The 20,107-nt window shown below is 72.1% G+C and carries 22 protein-coding genes; 12 read left to right on the top strand and 10 right to left on the bottom strand.

From position 1 onward, the window contains the following. Positions 1-10 precede the first annotated feature (10 nt). Positions 11-1,390: an MFS transporter gene (locus LUM46_RS24075; protein WP_274997612.1), complete on the bottom strand. Its 1,380-nt coding sequence runs from the start codon at positions 1,388-1,390 to the stop codon at positions 11-13. A 174-nt stretch (positions 1,391-1,564) separates the two neighbouring features. On the opposite strand from LUM46_RS24075, the gene LUM46_RS24070 reads away from it, so the two are divergent. The 6 genes from LUM46_RS24070 to LUM46_RS24045 are packed head-to-tail and all read left to right on the top strand — an operon-like array spanning position 1,565 to position 8,147. Further along, a complete protein-coding gene (locus LUM46_RS24070) occupies positions 1,565-3,154 on the top strand; it encodes a fumarylacetoacetate hydrolase family protein (RefSeq protein WP_274997611.1) in 1,590 nt (529 codons plus the stop codon). Further along, a complete protein-coding gene (locus LUM46_RS24065; RefSeq protein ID WP_274997610.1) occupies positions 3,151-3,897 on the top strand; it encodes a GntR family transcriptional regulator in 747 nt (248 codons plus the stop codon). The genes LUM46_RS24070 and LUM46_RS24065 overlap by 4 nt, the downstream gene beginning before the upstream one ends. Further along, positions 3,894-5,429 carry a 5-carboxymethyl-2-hydroxymuconate semialdehyde dehydrogenase gene (hpaE, locus tag LUM46_RS24060; RefSeq protein ID WP_274997609.1) on the top strand — a complete coding sequence of 512 codons (1,536 nt, stop codon included), beginning with the start codon at positions 3,894-3,896 and terminating at the stop codon, positions 5,427-5,429. The genes LUM46_RS24065 and hpaE overlap by 4 nt, the downstream gene beginning before the upstream one ends. A gap of 2 nt (positions 5,430-5,431) precedes the next feature. Then, positions 5,432-6,577, top strand: a complete 1,146-nt coding sequence (hpaD, locus tag LUM46_RS24055; protein ID WP_274997608.1) for a 3,4-dihydroxyphenylacetate 2,3-dioxygenase — start codon at positions 5,432-5,434, stop codon at positions 6,575-6,577. Positions 6,578-6,588: 11 nt separating this feature from the next. Then, positions 6,589-7,374, top strand: coding sequence for a 2-oxo-hept-4-ene-1,7-dioate hydratase (hpaH, locus tag LUM46_RS24050; RefSeq protein ID WP_274997607.1), 786 nt, complete (start codon positions 6,589-6,591; stop codon positions 7,372-7,374). Further along, positions 7,359-8,147 carry an HpcH/HpaI aldolase family protein gene (locus LUM46_RS24045; protein WP_274997606.1) on the top strand — a complete coding sequence of 263 codons (789 nt, stop codon included), beginning with the start codon at positions 7,359-7,361 and terminating at the stop codon, positions 8,145-8,147. The genes hpaH and LUM46_RS24045 overlap by 16 nt, the downstream gene beginning before the upstream one ends. A gap of 32 nt (positions 8,148-8,179) precedes the next feature. Here the strand turns inward: LUM46_RS24045 and LUM46_RS24040 are convergent, their stop codons facing one another. Then, entirely contained in the window at positions 8,180-8,740 is a 561-nt protein-coding gene (locus LUM46_RS24040) for a TetR/AcrR family transcriptional regulator (RefSeq protein WP_274997605.1), read from the bottom strand. 94 nt (positions 8,741-8,834) lie between these two features. On the opposite strand from LUM46_RS24040, the gene LUM46_RS24035 reads away from it, so the two are divergent. Continuing rightward, positions 8,835-10,349, top strand: a complete 1,515-nt coding sequence (locus LUM46_RS24035) for an MFS transporter (RefSeq protein ID WP_274997604.1) — start codon at positions 8,835-8,837, stop codon at positions 10,347-10,349. Between the two features lie 14 nt (positions 10,350-10,363). On the opposite strand, the gene LUM46_RS24030 is transcribed toward LUM46_RS24035, so the two are convergent. After that, the gene (locus tag LUM46_RS24030) at positions 10,364-10,807 is read right to left on the bottom strand and encodes a zf-HC2 domain-containing protein (protein WP_274997603.1); all 444 of its coding nucleotides are present in this window, start codon (positions 10,805-10,807) and stop codon (positions 10,364-10,366) included. 257 nt (positions 10,808-11,064) lie between these two features. Between LUM46_RS24030 and LUM46_RS24025 the strand changes: the two genes are divergently transcribed. Further along, positions 11,065-11,910, top strand: coding sequence for a glycosyltransferase family 2 protein (locus LUM46_RS24025; RefSeq protein ID WP_274997602.1), 846 nt, complete (start codon positions 11,065-11,067; stop codon positions 11,908-11,910). 30 nt (positions 11,911-11,940) lie between these two features. Here the strand turns inward: LUM46_RS24025 and LUM46_RS24020 are convergent, their stop codons facing one another. Both LUM46_RS24020 and LUM46_RS24015 read right to left on the bottom strand, forming a co-directional pair. Beyond that, a complete protein-coding gene (locus tag LUM46_RS24020; protein ID WP_274997601.1) occupies positions 11,941-12,486 on the bottom strand; it encodes a ferritin in 546 nt (181 codons plus the stop codon). 23 nt (positions 12,487-12,509) lie between these two features. Further along, positions 12,510-12,812 (bottom strand): hypothetical protein, encoded by a 303-nt coding sequence (locus LUM46_RS24015; protein ID WP_274997600.1) that lies wholly within the window; start codon positions 12,810-12,812, stop codon positions 12,510-12,512. Between the two features lie 140 nt (positions 12,813-12,952). Between LUM46_RS24015 and LUM46_RS24010 the strand changes: the two genes are divergently transcribed. Next, positions 12,953-13,333: an ArsR/SmtB family transcription factor gene (locus LUM46_RS24010; protein ID WP_274997599.1), complete on the top strand. Its 381-nt coding sequence runs from the start codon at positions 12,953-12,955 to the stop codon at positions 13,331-13,333. 1 nt (position 13,334) lies between these two features. Continuing rightward, positions 13,335-13,838, top strand: coding sequence for an SRPBCC family protein (locus LUM46_RS24005; protein ID WP_274997598.1), 504 nt, complete (start codon positions 13,335-13,337; stop codon positions 13,836-13,838). Positions 13,839-13,864: 26 nt separating this feature from the next. Here LUM46_RS24005 and LUM46_RS24000 read toward each other — a convergent pair whose 3' ends face one another. After that, positions 13,865-14,344, bottom strand: coding sequence for a MarR family winged helix-turn-helix transcriptional regulator (locus LUM46_RS24000; RefSeq protein ID WP_274997597.1), 480 nt, complete (start codon positions 14,342-14,344; stop codon positions 13,865-13,867). Between the two features lie 89 nt (positions 14,345-14,433). Here LUM46_RS24000 and LUM46_RS23995 point away from each other — a divergent pair, with 89 nt between their 5' ends. Beyond that, positions 14,434-15,492 carry an LLM class flavin-dependent oxidoreductase gene (locus tag LUM46_RS23995; protein ID WP_274997596.1) on the top strand — a complete coding sequence of 353 codons (1,059 nt, stop codon included), beginning with the start codon at positions 14,434-14,436 and terminating at the stop codon, positions 15,490-15,492. Between the two features lie 26 nt (positions 15,493-15,518). Continuing rightward, on the top strand, positions 15,519-16,196 hold the full coding sequence (locus tag LUM46_RS23990; RefSeq protein WP_274997595.1) for an NADPH-dependent F420 reductase: 678 nt from the start codon (positions 15,519-15,521) through the stop codon (positions 16,194-16,196). On the opposite strand, the gene LUM46_RS23985 is transcribed toward LUM46_RS23990, so the two are convergent. The 4 genes from LUM46_RS23985 to LUM46_RS23970 form a co-directional block, all read right to left on the bottom strand. Next, the gene (locus LUM46_RS23985) at positions 16,151-16,633 is read right to left on the bottom strand and encodes an SRPBCC domain-containing protein (RefSeq protein ID WP_274997594.1); all 483 of its coding nucleotides are present in this window, start codon (positions 16,631-16,633) and stop codon (positions 16,151-16,153) included. The two genes, LUM46_RS23990 and LUM46_RS23985, sit on opposite strands and share 46 nt — an antisense overlap. 88 nt (positions 16,634-16,721) lie before the next feature. Continuing rightward, positions 16,722-17,894 carry a MarP family serine protease gene (locus LUM46_RS23980; protein ID WP_274997593.1) on the bottom strand — a complete coding sequence of 391 codons (1,173 nt, stop codon included), beginning with the start codon at positions 17,892-17,894 and terminating at the stop codon, positions 16,722-16,724. A 139-nt stretch (positions 17,895-18,033) separates the two neighbouring features. Beyond that, complete coding sequence (locus tag LUM46_RS23975) at positions 18,034-18,849, bottom strand: CHAD domain-containing protein (RefSeq protein ID WP_274997592.1); 816 nt, start codon at positions 18,847-18,849, stop codon at positions 18,034-18,036. A 102-nt stretch (positions 18,850-18,951) separates the two neighbouring features. Further along, positions 18,952-19,746, bottom strand: a complete 795-nt coding sequence (locus LUM46_RS23970; RefSeq protein ID WP_274997591.1) for an SDR family NAD(P)-dependent oxidoreductase — start codon at positions 19,744-19,746, stop codon at positions 18,952-18,954. Positions 19,747-20,107: the final 361 nt, after the last annotated feature.

Here is a 20,107-nt window from a genome sequence, read left to right as displayed (position 1 = left end):
TGCCCGCGGCTCAGGCCCTGGCGAGGCCGTAGATCGGGCTGGCGGCCTGCAGCTCCTCGTGGTCCGGCCCCAGCGGGATGCCCGTGCGGTCGCGCAGCACGAGGGTCGCCGCGAGACCGATCACCGTCATGCCCGCCAGATACATGGTGACCGCCGCCGTCGTACCCGTCGCCTGGACCAGTGCCGTGGCGATCGCCGGCGCGAACGCGCCGCCGAGGATCGACCCGATCGCGTAGGAGATCGAGACGCCGGAGAACCGGATGGAGGCGGGGAACAGCTCGGCGTAGAGCGCCGCCTGCGGCCCGTAGGTGAGGCCGAGGCCGACGGACAGGAAGATCAGGCCGAGCAGCAGCGAGCCGAACGTCCCGCCGTTGACCAGCGGGAACAGGGCCAGGACGCCGGCCAGCTGCACCACGAAGCCGATCGCGTAGGTGGTGCGGCGGCCGAGGCGGTCGGACACGGCGCCCGCGAACCAGGTCGAGACGAGCCAGACGACGGCGGACGCCGTCACCGCCCAGAGCACCGGTCCGCGGTCGAGCCCGACCGGCCCTGCCGGGTCGGACGCGTAGCGCTGGATGTAGCCGCCGGTGGTCATGTAGCCGACGGCGTTGTTGCCGGCGAAGACCAGGGCGGCGACGATCACCAGGGGCGTGTGCTTGCGGAAGAGCTGGAGCAGCGGCTGACGGGTGGTCTCCGCGCGCTGGGCGATCTCGACGTACACCGGGCTCTCCTCGACGCTGCGGCGCACCCAGTACCCGATGCCGATGAGTACGACGCTCAGCAGGAACGGGACGCGCCAGCCCCAGGTGAGGAAGGCGTCGCCGGGTGCCACGGCGTTCATGATGCCCAGCACCCCGGACGCGAGCAGCAGGCCGAGCGGGACACCGACCTGGGGCGAGGCCCCGAACAGGCCACGCCGCGCGACCGGTGCGTGCTCGCAGGCCATGAGGACCGCCCCACCCCACTCACCGCCGGCCGAGATGCCCTGGAGGATCCGCAGCAGCACGAGCAGCACCGGCGCGGCGACGCCGATCTGGGCGTAGGTCGGCAGCAGTCCGATGAGCGCGGTGGCCACCCCCATGAGGACCAGGGTCAGGACGAGCACCACGCGCCGCCCGTACTTGTCACCGAGATGCCCGGCGACGAACGCGCCGAGCGGACGGAACAGGAAGCTGACACCCACCGAGCCGAACGCCAGGAGCGTGCCGAGGCTCGACCCGGCGGGCTCGAAGAACAGCTGGCCGAAGACGAGGCCGGCGGCCGAGGCGTAGATGAAGAAGTCGTACCACTCGACCGTCGTGCCGACGATGGTCGCGAGGACGACGCGGCGGCGCTCGCGGGGATCCGAGGCACCGGCCGCTGCGGGACCGTCCGGGGCTAGGCGTGACATCGCATGACTCCCTCGTCATCCAGGTCCGCCGTCGTTGGCGGGCCGGTCGTGGTGGGCTCGGCCGGAGCGGCCTTGCCGGGTACTCCTGGACCATATACGATTTGAGATACAAAGCGCCAGGGTCATCCGGAGCACGGGGGACGACGACCGGCGGAACGACGGGTAAGGGAGCTCATGGGTACCGAAGCGCAGGCCTCGACGACGTCCACGCCGTCGGTCGGCGGGCCGCTCGCACAGCGGCCGGGCAAGATCGTCGCCGTCCATCTCGCCTACCTCTCGCGCGCCGACCAGCGCGGACGGCGGCCCGCCGCGCCGTCGTACTTCCTCAAGCCGACGAGCTCGCTCGGCGCCCCCGGAGGTGTGGTCGAGCGGCCGGCCGGCACGGAGCTGCTCGCCTTCGAGGGGGAGATCGCGCTCGTCATCGGCGAGCCGGCCCGGCACGTGTCCGTCGAGGAGGCGTGGGAGCACGTCGCGGCCGTGACCGCCGCCAACGACCTCGGTGTCTACGACCTGCGCTGGGCCGACAAGGGCTCGAACGTGCGCTCCAAAGGGCGCGACGGCTACACGCCGGTCGGCCCGGCGCTCATCGACGCCCGTGCGGTCGACCCGGCCGCGCTCCGCGTGCGCACGTGGGTCAACGGCGGGCTCGTGCAGGAGGACACCACCGGCGACGACGCGCTGCTGTTCCCGTTCGCGCAGATCGTGGCCGACCTGTCCCAGCACCTCACGCTCGAGACGGGTGACCTCGTCCTCACGGGCACGCCCGCCGGGTCGAGCGTCGTGGTGCCGGGCGACGTCGTCGAGGTCGAGGTGGATGCTCCGACGGCACCCGGCGCGCCGTCGTCGGGCCGCCTGGTGACGACGGTGGTGCAGGGCGAGGTGCCGTTCTCCGACGTCGGCGCCGGGCCGAAGATCGACGACACGCAGCGCGCCGAGGCCTGGGGGAGTCGTGCGGCGGCGGGCCTCCCGCCGGAGCCGGAGCCGGAGGGGGAGCCGGAGGGGGAGCCGGAGCCGTTCGCGCTCACCGACGAGCTCGCGGACAAGCTGCGGCGCGCACCGGTCGCGGGCCTCTCCGCCCAGCTGCGCAAGCGCGGCCTGGACAACGTGATAATCGAGGGCCTGCGGCCGAACGTGCCGGGCGCGACGATCGTCGGCCGGGCGCGGACGCTGCGCTTCGTGCCCAACCGGGAGGACCTGTTCGCCGCGCACGGTGGCGGCTACAACGCGCAGAAGCGGATGTTCGACACCGTCGGTGCCGGTGAGGTCATCGTGATCGAGGCACGGGGCGAGAAAGGCTCGGCGACCCTCGGTGACGTCCTCGCCCTGCGCGCGCAGGTGCGCGGGGCGGCCGGCGTGGTCACGGACGGCGGCGTGCGCGACTTCGAGGCCGTGGCCGCCACGGGCCTCCCGGTCTTCTCGGGCGGTCCGCACCCGGCGGTGCTCGGTCGTCGACACGTGCCGTGGGACACGGATGTCGCGGTCGCCTGCGGCGGTGCGACGGTGCTGCCCGGCGATGTCGTCGTGGGTGACGCGGACGGCGTCGTCGTCGTGCCGCCGCACCTGGCCGAGGAGGTCGCGGACGCGACGATCGCCCAGGAGGAGCAGGACGCCTGGGTGGCGCAGCAGGTGGCCGCCGGCCACCCGGTCGACGGCCTGTTCCCCCCGAACGCGGCATGGCGTGCGCGGTACGAGTCCCAGAAGGCGCACGAGCCCCAGGAGTTCCAGGCGCCTCAGGAGTCCCAGGCCCCCGGGGAGTCGCGATGACGGGCGGAGACGCGACCGCTTCGGCCGTCGAGACCGCGTTCGCCGGTGCGCTGAGCAAGTCGCAGCTCGCGTACGACTACCTGCGCGACCGCATCGCGCTGCACGAGCTGAGCCCGGGATACCGCCTCGTGCTGCAGAGCATCGCGGACGAGCTGGCGATGAGCGTCGTGCCCGTGCGCGAGGCGATCCGCCGCCTGGAGGCCGAGGGTCTGGTGACCTACGAGCGCAACGTCGGCGCGCGGGTCGCCATGGTCGACGAGCACGGGTACGTCGACGCCATGCAGGCCCTCGGTGTCGTCGAAGGAGCCGCTACCGGTCTCTCGGCGCCCGCCATCTCCGCCGCCGACCTCCAGCGGGCGACGGAGGTGAACGACCACCTGCGTGCGGTGCTCGACCACTTCGACCCGCACGCGTTCACCGCCCTCAACCGCCAGTTCCACTCGGTGCTGTTCGAGTCGTGCCCCAACAAGCTGCTGCTGGACATGGTCCACCGTGGCTGGGCCCAGCTCTCCGGGCTGCGGGACTCCACCTTCGCGTTCGTGCCCGGACGCGCCAGGGACTCCGTGGCCGAGCACGCCCACATCCTCGACCTGATCGCCGGCGGGGCCGACCCGCTCGAGATCGAGATCGCCGCGCGCAACCACCGCTGGGCGACCATGCAGGCCTTCCTGGACGCTCGCGCCGGCAGGGCAGAGCCCGACAGGACCGGTCCCCGCCCGACACCACTCAGGGAGACACAGTGAGCAACCAGGTGACCCAGCAGGGGACCCGCCACGTGCCGGCCGACCTGCCGGACCGCATCCAGCACTACATCGGGGGAAAGTTCGTCGACTCGGCCGACGGCGACACGTTCGACGTGCTCGAACCGGTGACCAACGACGTGTACCTCCAGGCGGCCGCGGGAAAGCAGGCGGACGTCGACCGGGCGGTCGACGCGGCGCGCGACGCGTTCCTGAACGGGCCCTGGCCGAGGATGGTCCCGCGCGAGCGCTCCCGGATCCTGCACCGCATCGCCGACATCGTCGAGTCCCGCGACGCGCGGCTGGCCGAGCTGGAGAGCTTCGACTCCGGCCTGCCGATCACGCAGGCGCTGGGCCAGGCGCGCCGGGCCGCGGAGAACTTCCGGTTCTTCGCCGACCTGGTCGTGGCGCAAGCGGACGACACCTTCAAGGTGCCCGGCCGCCAGATCAACTACGTCAACCGCAAGCCGATCGGCGTCGCCGGCCTCATCACGCCCTGGAACACACCGTTCATGCTCGAGTCCTGGAAGCTCGGCCCGGCGCTCGCGACGGGGAACACCGTGGTGCTCAAGCCCGCGGAGTTCACGCCCCTGTCGGCGTCGCTGTGGGCGGGCATCTTCGAGGAGGCGGGGCTTCCCGTCGGCGTGTTCAACCTGGTCAACGGCCTCGGCGAGGAGGCGGGCGACGCGCTGGTCAAGCACCCGGACGTGCCGCTCATCTCGTTCACGGGGGAGAGCAGCACCGGTCAGCTCATCTTCGCCAACGCCGCCCCGTACCTCAAGGGCCTCTCGATGGAGCTGGGCGGCAAGTCGCCGGCCGTCGTCTTCGCCGACGCCGACCTGGACGCCGCCATCGACGCGACCATCTTCGGAGTCTTCTCGCTCAACGGCGAGCGGTGCACCGCGGGCAGCCGCATCCTCGTCGAGCGGGCGGTCTACGACGAGTTCGTCGAGCGCTACGCCGAGCAGGCGAAGCGAGTGGTGGTCGGGGACCCGCAGGACCCGCGGACCGAGGTCGGCGCACTGGTGCACCCCGAGCACTACGACAAGGTCGTCTCCTACATCGAGATCGGCAAGACGGAGGGCCGGCTGGTGGCCGGCGGCGGCCGGCCCGAGGGCTTCGAGACCGGCAACTACGTGGCGCCGACCGTCTTCGCGGACGTGCCGCCGTCGGCCCGGATCTTCCAGGAGGAGATCTTCGGCCCCGTCGTGGCCATCACCCCGTTCGACACCGAGGAGGAGGCGCTCGCCCTGGCCAACGGGGTCAGGTACGGGCTGGCCGCCTACGTGTGGACCAACGACCTGAAGCGGGCGCACAACTTCTCGCAGGCGATCGAGGCGGGCATGGTCTGGCTCAACTCGAACAACGTGCGCGACCTGCGCACGCCGTTCGGCGGGGTCAAGGCCTCGGGCCTCGGGCACGAGGGCGGCTACCGCTCCATCGACTTCTACACCGACCAGCAGGCCGTGCACGTCACGCTCGGCACGGTGCACAACCCGACTTTCGGCAAGCAAACCTTCGGCAAGGGAGCCTGAAGATGACCGACACGGCCGGACCCGTCGTGACCAGCGACGCGCCGATCATCGCCGCGGACCCGATCCCCACGCCCCTGGCGCCCCCGCCGGACATCCTCCGCTGCGCGTACATGGAGCTGGTGGTCACCGACCTGGCCGCCTCGCGGAACTTCTACGTCGACGTCCTCGGCCTGGTCGTCACGGAGGAGGACGAGGACACCGTCTACCTGCGCAGCCTCGAGGAGTTCATCCACCACAACCTGGTGCTGCGCCTGGGGGAGGTGGCCGCCGTCGCCGCCTTCTCCTACCGGGTGCGCAGCCCGGAGGAGCTGGACCGGGCGGTCGCCTTCTACACGGAGCTCGGCTGCCGCGTCGAGCGTCGTGCGGAAGGCTTCACCCGGGGCATCGGCGACTCGGTGCGGGTCACCGACCCGCTCGGCTTCCCGTACGAGTTCTTCTACGACGTCGACCACGTCGAGCGCCTCGCGTGGCGGTACGACCTCCACACCCCGGGCGCGCTGGTGCGCCTGGACCACTTCAACCAGGTGACGCCGGACGTGCCGCGCGCCGTGAAGTTCATGGAGGATCTCGGGTTCCGCGTCACCGAGGACATCCAGGACGCCGAGGGCACCACCTACGCGGCCTGGATGCGCCGCAAGCCGACCGTGCACGACACGGCGATGACCGGCGGCGACGGCCCGCGCATGCACCACGTCGCGTTCGCCACGCACGAGAAGCACAACATCATCGCGATCTGCGACAAGCTCGGCGCGCTGCGGCTGTCCGACCACATCGAGCGCGGCCCGGGCAGGCACGGCGTGTCCAACGCCTTCTACCTCTACCTGCGCGACCCGGACGGGCACCGCGTGGAGATCTACACGCAGGACTACTACACGGGCGACCCCGACAACCCGGTGGTGACCTGGGACGTGCACGACAACCAGCGTCGCGACTGGTGGGGCAACCCGGTGGTCCCGTCCTGGTACACCGAGGCGTCGCTCGTCCTGGACCTGGACGGCAACCCGCAGCCCGTCGCCGCCCGCACCGACACCTCCGAGATGGCCGTGACCATCGGTGCCGACGGGTTCTCGTACACCCGCCCCGAGGACGACGCCGACGAGCTCCCCTCGTGGAAGCAGGGCGAGTACAAGCTGGGGCACCAGCTGTGACGGGGGAGCGCATGCTCGACGACGCGACGATCACCACCATCGCCGACGAGCTGGCCCGTGCCGAGGCCGAGCGCACCACGGTGCCGCTCCTGACCGCGCGGTACCCCGGTATGACCGTCGAGGACTCGTACGCGGTGCAGAACACGTGGCGCCGACGCGGCATCGAGGCCGGGCGCCGGCCCGTGGGCCGCAAGATCGGGCTCACGTCCAAGGTCATGCAGGCGGCCACCGGGATCACCGAGCCGGACTACGGGGCGATCTTCGCCGACATGGTCTTCGACAACGGGTCGGTCATCGAGCACTCGCGGTTCTCGAACGTCCGGATCGAGGTCGAGCTGGCCTTCGTGCTGCGCGACGGGCTCAAGGGGCCGGACGTCACGGTGTTCGACGTGCTGCGCGCCACCGACTACGTGGTGCCGGCCCTGGAGATCCTGTCCTCGCGCATCGAGATGGCCGGGCGCACCATCGTCGACACGATCAGCGACAACGCGGCGATGGGCGGCATGGTCTACGGCGGCAACCCGGTGCGGGTCGGCGAGACCGACCTTCGCTGGGTCTCGGCGCTCCTGTACCGCAACGAGGCCATCGAGGAGTCCGGCGTCGCCGCCGCGGTCCTCAACCACCCGGCCACCGGCGTCGCCTGGCTCGCGAACAAGCTCGCCCAGCACGACGCCGCCCTGGAGCCCGGGGAGATCGTCCTCGCCGGCTCCTTCACGCGACCCGTGTGGGTGGAGCCCGGCGACACCGTGCTGGTCGACTACCGAGAGCTGGGGACCGTCTCGTGCCGATTCGTCTGACCCTCCCGCCCACCCTCCGCGACCGCATCGCCGGTTCCGACCGGCCGCAGATCGGCATGTGGGTCTGCACCGGCAGCCCCCCGGTGGCCGAGATCTGCGCGGGTGCGGGCCTGGACTGGCTGCTGATCGACGGCGAGCACTCACCGATCGGCCTGGAGACCACGGCGGCGCTCCTGCAGGCGGTGGCACCGTACCCGGTCACGCCGCTCGTGCGGGCGCCGTCCGACGATGCCGTGGTGCTCAAGCAGCTGCTCGACCTGGGCGCCCAGAACCTCCTGGTGCCCATGGTCGACACCGCCGAGCAGGCCGCCGCCGTCGTGCGGGCCGTGCGCTACCCACCGCGCGGCATCCGCGGGGTCGGCAGCGCGCTCTCCCGGGGCGCGCGCTGGAACCGCGTGGCGGGCTACATGGCCGACGCCGACCGGTACGTCTCGCTGTTCGTGCAGGTCGAGTCGGCCACCGGGGTCGAGAGCGCGGCGGCCATCGCAGCGGTCGACGGGGTCGACGGCGTCTTCGTCGGACCGTCCGACCTGGCGGCCTCCCTGGGGTTGCTCGGGCAGCAGTCCCACCCGGACGTCACCGCGGCGGTCCGTACGACGTTCGACGCCGTGCGCGCGGCCGGCAAACCCGTCGGCGTCAACGCCTTCGACCCGGCGGTCGCCCAGGCGTACCTCGACGCGGGGGCGTCCTTCGTGCTCGTCGGGGCCGACGTCGCGCTGCTCGCCCGCGGGTCGGAGGCGCTCGCGGACACCTGGATCGGCGACGGAGCCTGACCAGGCCGAGGCGAGCCCGAGGTCCTGCGCTGCTAGCGGTCGACGACCGTCAGGGCGAGCAGGTGCTCACGGAGCCGCGTCAGCTCCTCCGGCGCGGGCTCCATGCCCCACACCGGCTGGGCGCTGACGCCGTCCGCCGCCGCGAGGACGAGCGAGAGCACGTCCTCGGGAAGGCCGTCGGCGCGCAGGTCCTCCTGCCAGCGCTGCGCGTCGGCGCGAGCGAGCTCGGTGACCGCGTCCACCGTCGACAGGTGCGCGATGACCACCAGCGCGTCGCGTGTCGCCGCCGCGTCCAGCGCGCCGTCGATCGAGACGCGCACGTAGGCACGCACGAGGCGACCGGGGGCGTCGTCGTCCGGCGGGACCGCGGCCAGCACTGCTACCCGGAACCGCTCGAGCCAGTCGGTCGCCAGCGCGAGGAGCAGCTCGTGCTTGCTCGCGAAGTGATAGAGCAGCCCGCCCTTGGAGACCCCCGCCCGGCGGGCGACGTCGTCGAGGGTCGCCGAGATCCCGCGCTCGCGGACCAGGCGGCTCGCCGCGTCCAGGAGCGCGGCGCGCGTCTGCTCCGGGTCCCTGCCCGCCGTTCGACCCACTGACCAACACCTCACTCACCCTCGGCATGCACTATAGGGCCAGTTCAAGGACCACTTCGATGAAACTGTACCGGCTGGACGGTACAGTTGTCAGGTGACCGCTTCATCTCCTGCTCTCTCCACGCGCCGCCGGTGGGCAGCTCTCGCCGTCCTCGTGCTGGCGGTCGGCCTGCTCGCCATCGACGGAACCGTCCTCTACCTGGCGGTTCCCTCACTGACCCGCGACCTCGCGCCCACCGCCACCCAGGTGCTCTGGATCGGTGACATCTACTCGCTGGCCATCGCCGGGCTCCTCGTCGCGATGGGCACCCTGGCGGACCGGGTCGGGCGCAAGCGCCTCCTGCTGATCGGCTCGACGGCGTTCGGCGCGGCCTCGGCGCTGGCGGCGTTCGCGCCCAGCGCCGAGATCCTCATCCTCGCCCGGCTCCTGCTCGGCGTGGCGGGCGCGACGATCATGCCCTCGACGCTGTCGCTCATCCGGACGCTGTTCCCCGAGGCGCGGGAGCGCAGCCGTGCCATCGCCGTGTGGTCGGCGGCGGCCGGTGGCGGCGCCGCTGTCGGGCCGCTCGTCGGCGGCGCGCTGCTCGAGCACTTCTGGTGGGGCTCGGTCTTCCTCGTCAACGTGCCGGTGGTCATCGTCCTCGTCATCGCGGGAGCCGTGCTGTTGCCCGAGGCGAAGGACCCGGAGCCCGGACGCCTCGACGTCCCGTCGGTGCTGCTGTCGTTCGCTGCCGTGATGCCGCTGGTGTGGGCCATCAAGCACGCGGCCTCCGAGGGCGTCGACGCGCTGGCGATCGGCGTGCTGGCGCTGGCGGTGCTCTCCGGGTTCACCTTCGTGCGGCGTCAGGCCCGCCTGGTCGCCGACGGGCGAGGTCCGCTGCTCGACATCGGGCTGTTCAAGATCCCGGCGTTCAGCGGTGCGGTGGCGGCGAACCTCATAGCGATCTTCGCGCTCACCGGCATGCTGTTCTTCTTCTCGCAGTACCTGCAGCTCGTGCGGGGATACTCCCCGCTGGTCGCCGGCATCGCCGAGCTCCCGGCCACCATCGCGTCCATCGTCGTGGTCGTGGTGGTGGGCTGGTCCATCACCCGGTTCGGCCGCGGCCCCGCGATCGCTCTCGGCCTCGCGGTCACGGCGCTCGGCATGGTCGCCATCGCGGCGGCCGAAGGCGCCGACCAGTACGTCTGGCTCGCGCTCGCCCTGGTGCCCGCGGGCCTGGGTGTGGGGCTGGCCATGACGCTGACCACCGACGCCGTCGTCTCCGCCGTGCCGCCCGCCAAGGCGGGCGGGGCGTCGGCGATCTCCGAGACGGCCTACGAGCTCGGGGTCGCGCTCGGTGTCGCGGTGCTCGGCTCGCTCGTCACCCTCGGCTACCAGGCGCGCGTCGCGCTGCCCGCCGACCTGACGGCGGACGCCCGGGTACAGGCCGGCGACTCGCTGGCCGCGGCGGTAGCGGTAGCCGGTGAGCGGGCGGACGTGCTGGAGGCGGCCAAGGAAGCGTTCGTCGCGTCCCTCCAGGTGGCGTGCGTCGTCGCGGCAGTGCTGACCGCGCTCGCCGCCGTCGTCGCGTGGCGGCTGATCCCGGCGGAGGGCAAGAACGTCAGGTGAGCGCCGGACGCGGGTCACGGCTCGAGGTCGGACACCCCATGGCCGCTGCGGATGTCGAAGGGCACGGACGCCTGGTCGTGCGTGGCCAGCCGGTCCAGCTGTCGCCCGAGGCCTCGGAGCGCCCAGGAGACCTCCCGGACATCGATGAACGCGCGGGTGCACTCACCGCAGCGGTCCAGGTGCACCTCGACGCGGTGGCGCCGACTGGGTACCAGGCGCTTGTGGAGATAGTCGTGCAACGCGGCCCGGGTGGCGCGGCACTCGGGCCGGCGCACGACCCGCGTGCGCGTGCCACGAACGGCGAAGGGTGCGGCGTCAGGCCTGCTCCCGGAGTCGGCGGGTCCGCTCGGCACGTTCAGAACCGCGAGCGTGGAGCGGAGCTCGGAGACAGCGGTCCGGCGTGCGGCGTGGAGGCCGGTGAGCGCACCGCCGATCCGGGGACCGCCAGTGGTCGTCACGCCAACCTGTCCCTCTCTCCAGACGGTGTCACAGACGGTGTCAAACACGGAGTCCCGGCTCGCTGGGCAACATTTCCACACGAGTCGGGAGTCGCGCGACCCGACGGTGATACACCACCAGGGCAGACGTCGAGCGCCGTCCGGCCCCGTGCGGTCGGCGACCGCTCTCGGGGATGCGGCTGGACCGGACCGCGCCCACGCTGGAGAAGGTCGGCGCTGGAGAAGGTCGGCCGACGTCGAGACGCTGGGAGGCGACGATGGACATCGAGGACGAGCGAGTCACCGTCGTGGTCGCGAGTCGAGACCGCCGGGACGAGCTGCTCGCCTCGCTGCCCGCCCACCGGGCACGGGTGATCCTGGTCGACAACGGCTCCACCGACGGCAGCGCCGACGCCGTCGCGGCGACCTTTCCCGAGGTGCGGGTGATCCGGCTGCCGCGGAACGTCGGCGCCGTGGCCCGGACCATCGGGGCCCGGGCCGCGACGACGCCGTTCGTCGCCTTCGCCGACGACGACTCGTGGTGGGCGCCGGGTTCGCTGCACGACGCCGCGGACGTGCTGGCCGACCACCCCCGGCTCGGTCTGGTCTGCGCCAAGATTCTTGTCGGTTCCGAGGAGCGCACCGACCCGGTGAGCGAGGAGATGGCCGCGTCGCCGCTGCCACAGGAGGTCTCGGTGCCCGGGAGTGCGCTCCTGGGCTTCGTGGCGTGCGCCACGATGGTCCGCCGGAGCGCCTTCCTGGCCTCGGGCGGCTTCGACCCCGTGGTCCGGTTTCCCGGCGAGGAGGAGCGGCTCGCGCTCGACCTCGCGGCCGGCGGCTGGGCGATGTCCTACGTGCAGGATGTGGTGGTGCACCACCACCCGTCACCGAGCCGGCAGCCGCCGGGCGCGCGGCAGCACGCGATGGCCCGTGCTGCGACGCTCACCGCGCTGATGCGGCTGCCGTGGCGCGACGCCGTCGGCCGGATCCGGCAGGTCGCGGCGCAGAGCCCGAACCACAGGTCCGGCGTGGTCCGGGGCCTGTGCGAGGCGCCCGCCGCGCTCCGCCGCCGTCGGCCCGTACCGGCGGAGGTGGCCGCGATGCGGAGGCTTCTCGTGCGGTGAGCCGACGGGCCGGACTGAGCTGCCGTTCGCTCAGAGCGCCCCGCCGGCCACCCTCGGCGCGGCCGCGGACTCGCCGGAGTCGCCGATCGTCTCGCGCGCGACGTAGTTCTCCAGGTCGAACAGGTTGTCGCCGGCGCGCTTGGCGACGGCAACGAGGGTCGTCGCGGCGGCGACCTCCTCGACCTGCTCCTCGAGGAACCACATCAGGAACTGCTCACCGAGCGCGTCACCCTCCTCGCGCGCGGCCCGGAAGATCGCCTCGATCTGCCGGGTGACCTGCTGCTCCTGGTCGAGTGCGAGCTGGAGCGGCTCGATCACGTCGGCGAAGTCGTTGCGAACCTCCGGGGTACCGGGGATCTTCACGGGCAGCGACCGGTCCAGGTGGTACTGGACGATCATCATCCCGTGGTTGCGCTCCTCGAGCGCCTGCCGGTAGAAGTGCGCGGCCAGCTGCGGCAGGTCGTGGCTGTCGAACCAGACAGCGATCGCCACGTACTGCAGGTGCGCTGCCAGCTCGTGGCCCACCTGCTCGCCCAGCAGCCGCAGGTACTGAGAGTTCTCCGAGATCGTCGTCATGCGCCCCACGCTACCGGGGGAGGTCAGATCCGCGTCGGCTCGCCCAGCAGCACCATGCCGGCCGGGAACCGCGCGTCGGTCAGCTCCTGGACGCGGCGCCGCGCCTCGTCGGCGCTGCTCGCGTGGACGTGCAGCTCCCGGGTGGTCGGGCCCGGATCGGGGCGACCGCCGTCGTCCTCGGAGTCCAGGCCCGGCTCGGCGACGATCTCGGCCTGGATGCCGGCGGCGAGCAAGGTGTCCACGAGCGGTTCCGCGCCGCTCTTGGCCGTGTCCAGGTCGGGGAACGTCACGGGGATGAGGTAGTTCATCGTCTCTTCCTGCGCCATGTGTCCAGCGAATTCCTGCTCGGTGCTGCTCGCAACCCGAGCCGCGCACCGAGCCGCTCACCGGCCGCTCACCGGACCCCTCGACAGACCTCTTCTCGCGGACCTCTTGACACATTCCGATATGAGAATATGTTTGGTCCATGGCACGAGCAGCGACCACGACCGACGCGTTCAACGCGGTGGCCGAGCCGCGCCGTCGCGAGATCCTCGACGCCCTGGCCGGCGGCGAGCTCGCGGTGGGCGACCTGACCGAGCTGCTCGGGCTCGCCCAGCCCCAGGTGTCCAAGCACCTGCGGGTGCTGCGGGAGGTGGGCCTGGTGGACGTGCGCGACGACGGCCGTCGGCGTCTGTACCGGGTGAACGCCGCGCCCCTCCGGGCGGTCCACGCCTGGGTCGGGCAGTACGAGCGGCTCTGGAACGAGCGGTTCGACCTGATCGACGGCGTGCTCGACGAGCTCGCCGGAACTGACGAACCCCGAAGTACCGAACCCGGAAGTACTGAAACTGGAAGAGGAGACTGACATGGCCACCACGACCAAGGGCAGCGCCGTCCTGACGCTGCCGACCGACACCGAGATCCTGGTCACCCGGCAGTTCAACGCGCCGCGCCACCTCGTGTGGAAGGTGCTCACCGAGCCCGACCTCGTCAAGCGCTGGTGGGCCGGGCAGCGCGGCACGGTGACGGACGTCGCCGTCGACCTGCGCGTGGGCGGCGCCTGGCGGTACGTCATGACCGCGGACGGCGGCTTCGAGGTCGCGTTCCACGGTGAGTACCGCGAGATCGACGCCCCCGAGCGGATGGTGCAGACCGAGGTCTTCGAAGGGATGCCGGACGGCGACTCCGAGCCCAGCCTGAACCACTACACGCTCACCGAGCAGGACGGACGTACCACGCTCACGGTCCGTACCGTCGTCTCCAGCAAGGAGGTGCGGGACGGGATCATCGCGACCGGCATGGAGGGCGGTATGCAGGAGGCCTACGACCTCCTGGAGGAGCTGGCGGCCGACCTCGCGGCGTCCGAGTAGCTCCGGGGTAGTTCCGCCCACAACCATCAGGTGGGGGAGTGCAGGCGGGCCTGGAGGGCTCTCGTGAGCTGCTCCACCTGGTCCAGCTGTTCGGGGGTCAGGGCGTCAACGAACAGCTCCCGCACCGCGCGCAGGTGCGGTACGGACGCGCTCCGGAAGGCTTGCGCACCGTGGTCCGTGAGGACGACCTCGGCCCCGCGGTAGTCGACAGCGCAGTCGTCGCGACGGATGAGGTCCCGCCCCTCCATGCGCCGGATGTGGTGGGACAGGCGGCTGCGCTCCCAGCCGACGGCGTCCGCGAGCTCGGAGGAGCGTAGCCGCCGACCGTCCGCCTCGCTCAGGGCGAGCAGCACCGCGTAGTCGCCGGGCGACAGCGCGGACTCCTCGTGCAGGCGGCTGCTCAGCCGCGCGTTCAGCGCCTGCGCGGTCTCGATGAACCCGCGCCAGATGCGCAGCTCGTCCGCGGTCGGCGACTGCCGGGAGCGGGGCGGCGTGCTGTTCGTCACGGTGACCTCCAGTGATTGACGTGTCAACCATATCGGGTACATGATTGACACGTCAATCAGATGTGCAGGGCAGGCGTGGAGGAGTTCTCATGGGCGACATCGAGTTCGGCATCGACACATTCGGCGACCTGCCACGGAATGACCGCGGAGAGGTCGTGTCCCACGGCGAGGCGATTCGTCGCACCGTGCACGAGGCGGTGCTCGCCGACGACACGGGGGTCGACGTGATCGCCGTCGGCGAGCACCACCGGCCCGAGTACGCGATCTCCACGCCGGAGACCGTGCTGGCCGGCATCGCGACCGCTACCTCGAACATCAAGCTCGCCTCTGGTGTGACGGTCCTCAGCTCCGACGACCCGGTACGGGTGTTCCAGCGGTTCGCGACCGTCGACGCACTGTCCAACGGTCGGGCCGAGATCATCCTCGGGCGTGGGTCGTTCACCGAGTCGTTCCCGCTGTTCGGGTACGACCTGCGCGACTACGACCAACTCTTCGACGAGAAGATCGACCTGTTCGTGAAGCTGCTCGACGAGAAGCCGGTGACCTGGGAGGGCGCGCTGCGGCCGTCACTCACGGAGGCCGACGTCTTCCCCAAGACCGACTCGGGCCGACTGACCACCTGGGTCGGGGTCGGCGGGTCGCCGCAGTCGGTCGTCCGCACGGCTCGGTACGGGCTGCGGCTCATGCTCGCGATCATCGGCGGCGCTCCCGAACGGTTCGCGCCGTACGTGGACCTCTACCGCCGGGCCGCAGACGAGCTCGGCACCACCGCCTACCCCGTCGGCATGCACTCGCCGGGCTTCGTCGCCGAGACCGACGAGCAGGCGATGGAGCTGTTCTACCCCGGATACAAGGTGATCCGGGACCGCATCGGGGCCCTGCGCGGCTGGCCGCCCCTGCGCCGCGAGGAGTTCGAGGCCGAGGTGGCGCAGGGTTCCCTCTACGTCGGCTCGCCCGAGACCGTGGCGCGCAAGATGGCGCGCGCCATCGGCGCCCTGGACGTCGGCCGGTTCGACCTCATCTACTCCTCGGCCGGCACCGTGCGCGCCAGCGACCGGCTGCGTGCCGTCGAGCTCTACGGCACGCGGGTGATCCCCATGGTCCGTGAGCTGCTCGCCGAGCAGCCGGCGAAGTTGGCGGTGGCGTGATGGCTGCGGTTGCTAGGCGCGCTGGGGTGCGCACACCCGTGCGCACCCTCGGGATCCTCGGCGCCGGCAAGGTTGGCACCGTGCTGGCCCGCCTCGGCGTCGCGGCCGGGTACCGCGTGCTCGTGGCGGGCTCCGGCGACCCGGCCCGCATCGCGCTCACCGTGGAGGTGCTCGCACCGGGCGCGGCCGCAGTGGACGCGGAGACGGCGGTCCGCGAGGCGGACGCCGTGGTCCTCGCCCTGCCGCTCGGCCGGTACCGGACGATCCCGTCCGGCACGCTGTCCGGCATGCTCGACGGCAAGCTGGTCGTCGACGCCATGAACCACTGGTGGGAGATCGACGGCCCCCGTGACGGCATCCTGCCGCCGGGGGAGTCCACCAGCGAGCACGTCCAGGCGTCGATCCCGGGGTCCCGCGTCGTCAAGGCGTTCAACCACATGGGCTATCACGACCTCGATGACGGCGCCCGGCCCGCCGGCGCGCCCGGCCGCACGGCGATAGGGATCGCCGGCGACGACCCGGACGACGTCGCGGCCGTGGCGGCGATCGTGGACGCGCTCGGCTTCGACCCGGTCGCCGCCGGGAAGCTCGCCGAGGGCGTCCGCATGGAGCCCGGCACGCCGGTGTTCGGGGCGAACGTCGACGCCCGGGACCTGGGTCAGCTGCTGGACGTGTCCTTGTCCACCGGCCGTCCGTCCGTGTAACGGTCGAGGCTGTCGAGGATGACGTGCCAGCCGACGGCGAAGTCCGTGGCGGGCTCGCGGTCCACCTCACGATGGGTGAGCAGGAGCCGCGTCCCGCCGTCGGCCGGCTCGAGCCGCCAGGTGACCAGCGAGACCGGGAGCCCGTCCCAGCGCCACGTGTGCTCCAGCTCGGCGGTGGGGTCGGCGTCGTCGGCCGCGCGCAGCGCGACCACCTCGCCGGTCGCCGCGCCCTCGTCCCCGAAGTCGTAGCGGACGTCGCCGCCGACACGGGCCTCGATCCGGCAGCCCGGCAGCCAGACCGAGAGCTTCGACGGGTCGGTGAGGGCCGCCCAGACGGCGGGCAGGGGATGGCGGAGCGTGCGGTCGAACCGGATGCGGAAGGTTCCGTCGTCGCCGATGCCGAGGGCTCCGGCGCCTGCGGGCGGTGTCGTGGTCATATCTCTCCTCGGTCGAGGGCGGACTCCAGGGCGTCGAGCGTGCGGTTCCAGCGGGTGGCCGGACGTGACGCTCCGCCGGCGACGGCCGTCAGTTCGCGCACTGCCCCGTCGACACCGCGGTGTCGAGGCCCTCGGCCTGCTCGGCGACCGGGAGCAGCTCGGCGTTGGTCATCGCGTAGCCGATGTTCTGCTCGGAGTCGTCGCGCGCGAAGATGACGCCGGCCACCTCGCCGCCCGTCGTCAGGAGCGGACCGCCCGAGTTGCCGGGGCGCACCTCGGCGGCCAGGGAGTAGACCTCCCGGGGCGCCGCTCCCGCGCCGTACGCGTCCGGGACGCGGACGGTGCTGACACTCACCACCCCGGCACTGCCGGAGGTGAACGGACCGCCGTACGGATACCCCTGGACGACGGCGGGGTCGCCCGCCGTCAGCGTCGGCGCGATGCCGAGCGGGTCGGCGGCCAGCCCGTCGACGGCGATGACGGCGAGGTCGTCGACGGCGTCGAAGTACACCACCCGTCCCTCCTGGACCGCCCCGCCCGGCAGCTCGATGACGGGCCGGTCCACGCCGGCCACGACGTGCGCGTTGGTCACGAGGCGGTCGGTTGCCACGACGAAGCCCGACCCGGTGGAGCTCTTGCCGCACGCGTAGGCGATGCCGGAGATCCGGGCCACCGACTGCGCCGACGCCTCCAGCGCCGGGTCGTCGAGGTCGACGGCGGGCACCGTCGGCGTGTCGCGCGGCACCATCAGGATGTTCAGGCGCGGCAGGCCGTCGTCGAGGACCATGGCGCGCATCTCGGCGAGCGGACGGCCCACGGCGGGCGGCGTCAGGTTGTCGATCGTGCGCAGGACGGCGGACGACGAGACCGCCGAGGCGACACCGGGCGCGCCCGTGGCGCTGACCGCGTTGCCGACGAACGAGAGCGCGAGGGCGACGACGCCCACGTTCGCGACCCCGCCCAGCAGGCGTTCGAGCGGGCGGAGCGAGGTGCGGTCCACACCCTGCCGCAGGCTCCGGCCCATCCCCGCGCCGATGGAGGCACCGAAGAGCGGCAGCAGGATGGCCACGACGACGGACACCGGACCGCGCCACTCGGAGGTCGGCAGCAGGTCGTTCACGGCCGGGACCGCCCAGAACGCGGCGACGCCACCGACGACGAGCCCGATCAGACCACCGAGCGTGGCCAGCAGGCCCCGGCTCAGTCCCGCCATGAGGGCCATGAACAGCACCACGAGAAGCACCAGGTCGAACAGCTGCACGGGGCTCCTTCGGGGGCGGACGGCGACAGGCGAACGGGCAGGACGAGACGACCGTATGTGCTGAACCTGCGTGCTGCGGTCCGCGACCCGCCTCCCTCACCCGATCCCCCGATTTACGGCGAGAAGTTCACCATCACTTTCACCTTTCTTTCGGGGCTCCCAGCTCGCCGAGCGCGGCAGGCAGGTCCGCCAGCGCGGTGAGGGCCCGCTCCTGGCACAGGTCGACGACGGCGTCGTACGCCGCGGAGCCGTTCGCCCGGTCGCGGACGTGGGCCGCCAGGAGCAGGGCGTCACGGTGCTCACCGAGCAGGGACTGGATCTGGTGCGCGGTGGCGCCGACGTCCTTCGTCCTCCGGCCGAGCAGCCCGACGGGCTTCCGCATGATCGCGTCGCAGGTGTGCCGCAGCCGCCGCGCCGCCTTGCGCAGCTCGTGCGCTTTCTCGAGCTCCGTGAGCTCGGTGGCCGAGCGGAGGGTGCGCTCGGCCTGCCGCCGCACGGCGCGGCGGGCGGCCTTCTTCGCCGACCGTGACGCCCGTTCATCCAGTCGGGGTGCGGCAGCCCAGTCATCCAGGAGCCGCGCGAGATCCTGGCCCCGCTTCGACCGGGTCCAGCGGACGACCTCGGCGTGCGCCTGTTCGTGCGCCGCCTCCAGCGGATCGAGGAGGGCCGACCGGTCCGCGGCGCCGAGACCCGCTGTATCGGCCGTGGCCCCGGCGTCCAGGGTGCGGACCTCCAGGTCGCGTGCCCGCCCCAGCACGTCGCCCCACTCCTTGAGCAGGGACCGGAGCTCGGCGGTCGCGTCCTTGTCGAGGTACCGGCGGAACGCGGCGAGCACGTTGCGCAGCCGACGGACCGAGGTGCGTAGCCGGTGCACGGCGTCCGGCTCGTCGGCGAGTGCCGCCGGGACGCGGTCGTGGATCCGGCGCACGAGGTCTCCGACCGCGAGGGTCAGCATCTCGCCTGCGGTCCCGGGACGCGTGGTGGCATCTGCGGCGATGCGGCCAGGCTACCGCGCGCGGTCGTGGAGCGGCTCGGCCGACGGGCTCGGAGAAGTACGTCAGGGGAGTATCGAGTCCACGTATCCGCCGTCGACCCGGACGGCTGCGCCCGTCGTCGCCGAGGCGAGCGGCGAGCTGAGGTAGGCGACCATGTTCGCGATCTCCTCCGGCTCGATGAGCCGCTGGAGCAGGGACTGCGGGCGGTGCAGCCGCATGAACTCGCGCTGCGCCTCGTCCCAGGGCAGGGCCGGGTCGACCAGCTCGTAGACGAACTTCTCGACGCCGCCGGTGTGCGTGGGGCCGGCGATGACGGAGTTGACCGTCACGCCGGTGCCAGCGGCCTCCTTCGCGAAACCGCGGGAGACGCCCAGCAGCGCCGTCTTCGAGACGCCGTAGTGGATCATCTCGGCCGGGATGACGATCGCGGAGTCGCTGGCGATGTTGAGCACCCGGCCCCAGCCACGCGCCGTCATTCCGGGCAGGCTGGAGCGGATCAGGCGAACGGCGGCGAGCACGTTGATCTCGAAGTACCGGCGCCACTCGTCGTCGTCGATCTCGAGGGCCGGCGTGCTGCCGAAGATGCCCAGGTTGTTGACCAGGATGTCCACGTCGCCCGTCACGGCGAGCACCTCCGCGGCGCCGGGGGCTGCGGTGACGTCGCCGGCCGCGGCGACCAGGTCACGGTCCGCCGACACGGTCCGGAGCTCGTCGATGGTTTCCGCCACCCCGTCGGTGCGCCGTCCGTTGATGGCTACCCGGGCGCCCGCGTCGGCGAGCGTGGCGGCGATCGCCCGGCCGATGCCCTGGGTCGAACCGGTCACGAGCGCGGTCTTGCCGGTCAGGTCGATGCGCATGTTTGTCCCCTTGCTGTCTGTCTTTGCCGCTGGCCAGCGGGCAGGCGGGTTGGCGAGCGCCCGGGCGGCGAGGTGGACCCGTTCGTGGGTGCCAGGTCAGGTTGAATTCGTTCGGCCCGGCCCGACTCGGTTCAGCCAGGCTGAACAGTTCGGCACAGCCCGCATACCCGGTGTCCAGCCGAACACAGTTCAGCCCACCTGGCACCCTCCGAAGCAGCTCTCTCCGCCTGCGGAGGTCGCGCACCGGGGCCTGCGGGTCAGTACGCCTAGTTCTCCTCGGCGCGCGACCACCGTTCCCAGAGCCAGAGGAGGAGGACGATCAGCAGAAAGCCGGGTATCCCGATAGCACCCAGCTTCCCGA

The organism is Promicromonospora iranensis, assembly GCF_028994805.1.
GTDB lineage: Bacteria > Actinomycetota > Actinomycetes > Actinomycetales > Cellulomonadaceae > Promicromonospora > Promicromonospora iranensis.
Note: the sequence above shows the minus strand (reverse complement) of the source record. Positions and strands in the feature narration are given on the sequence as shown.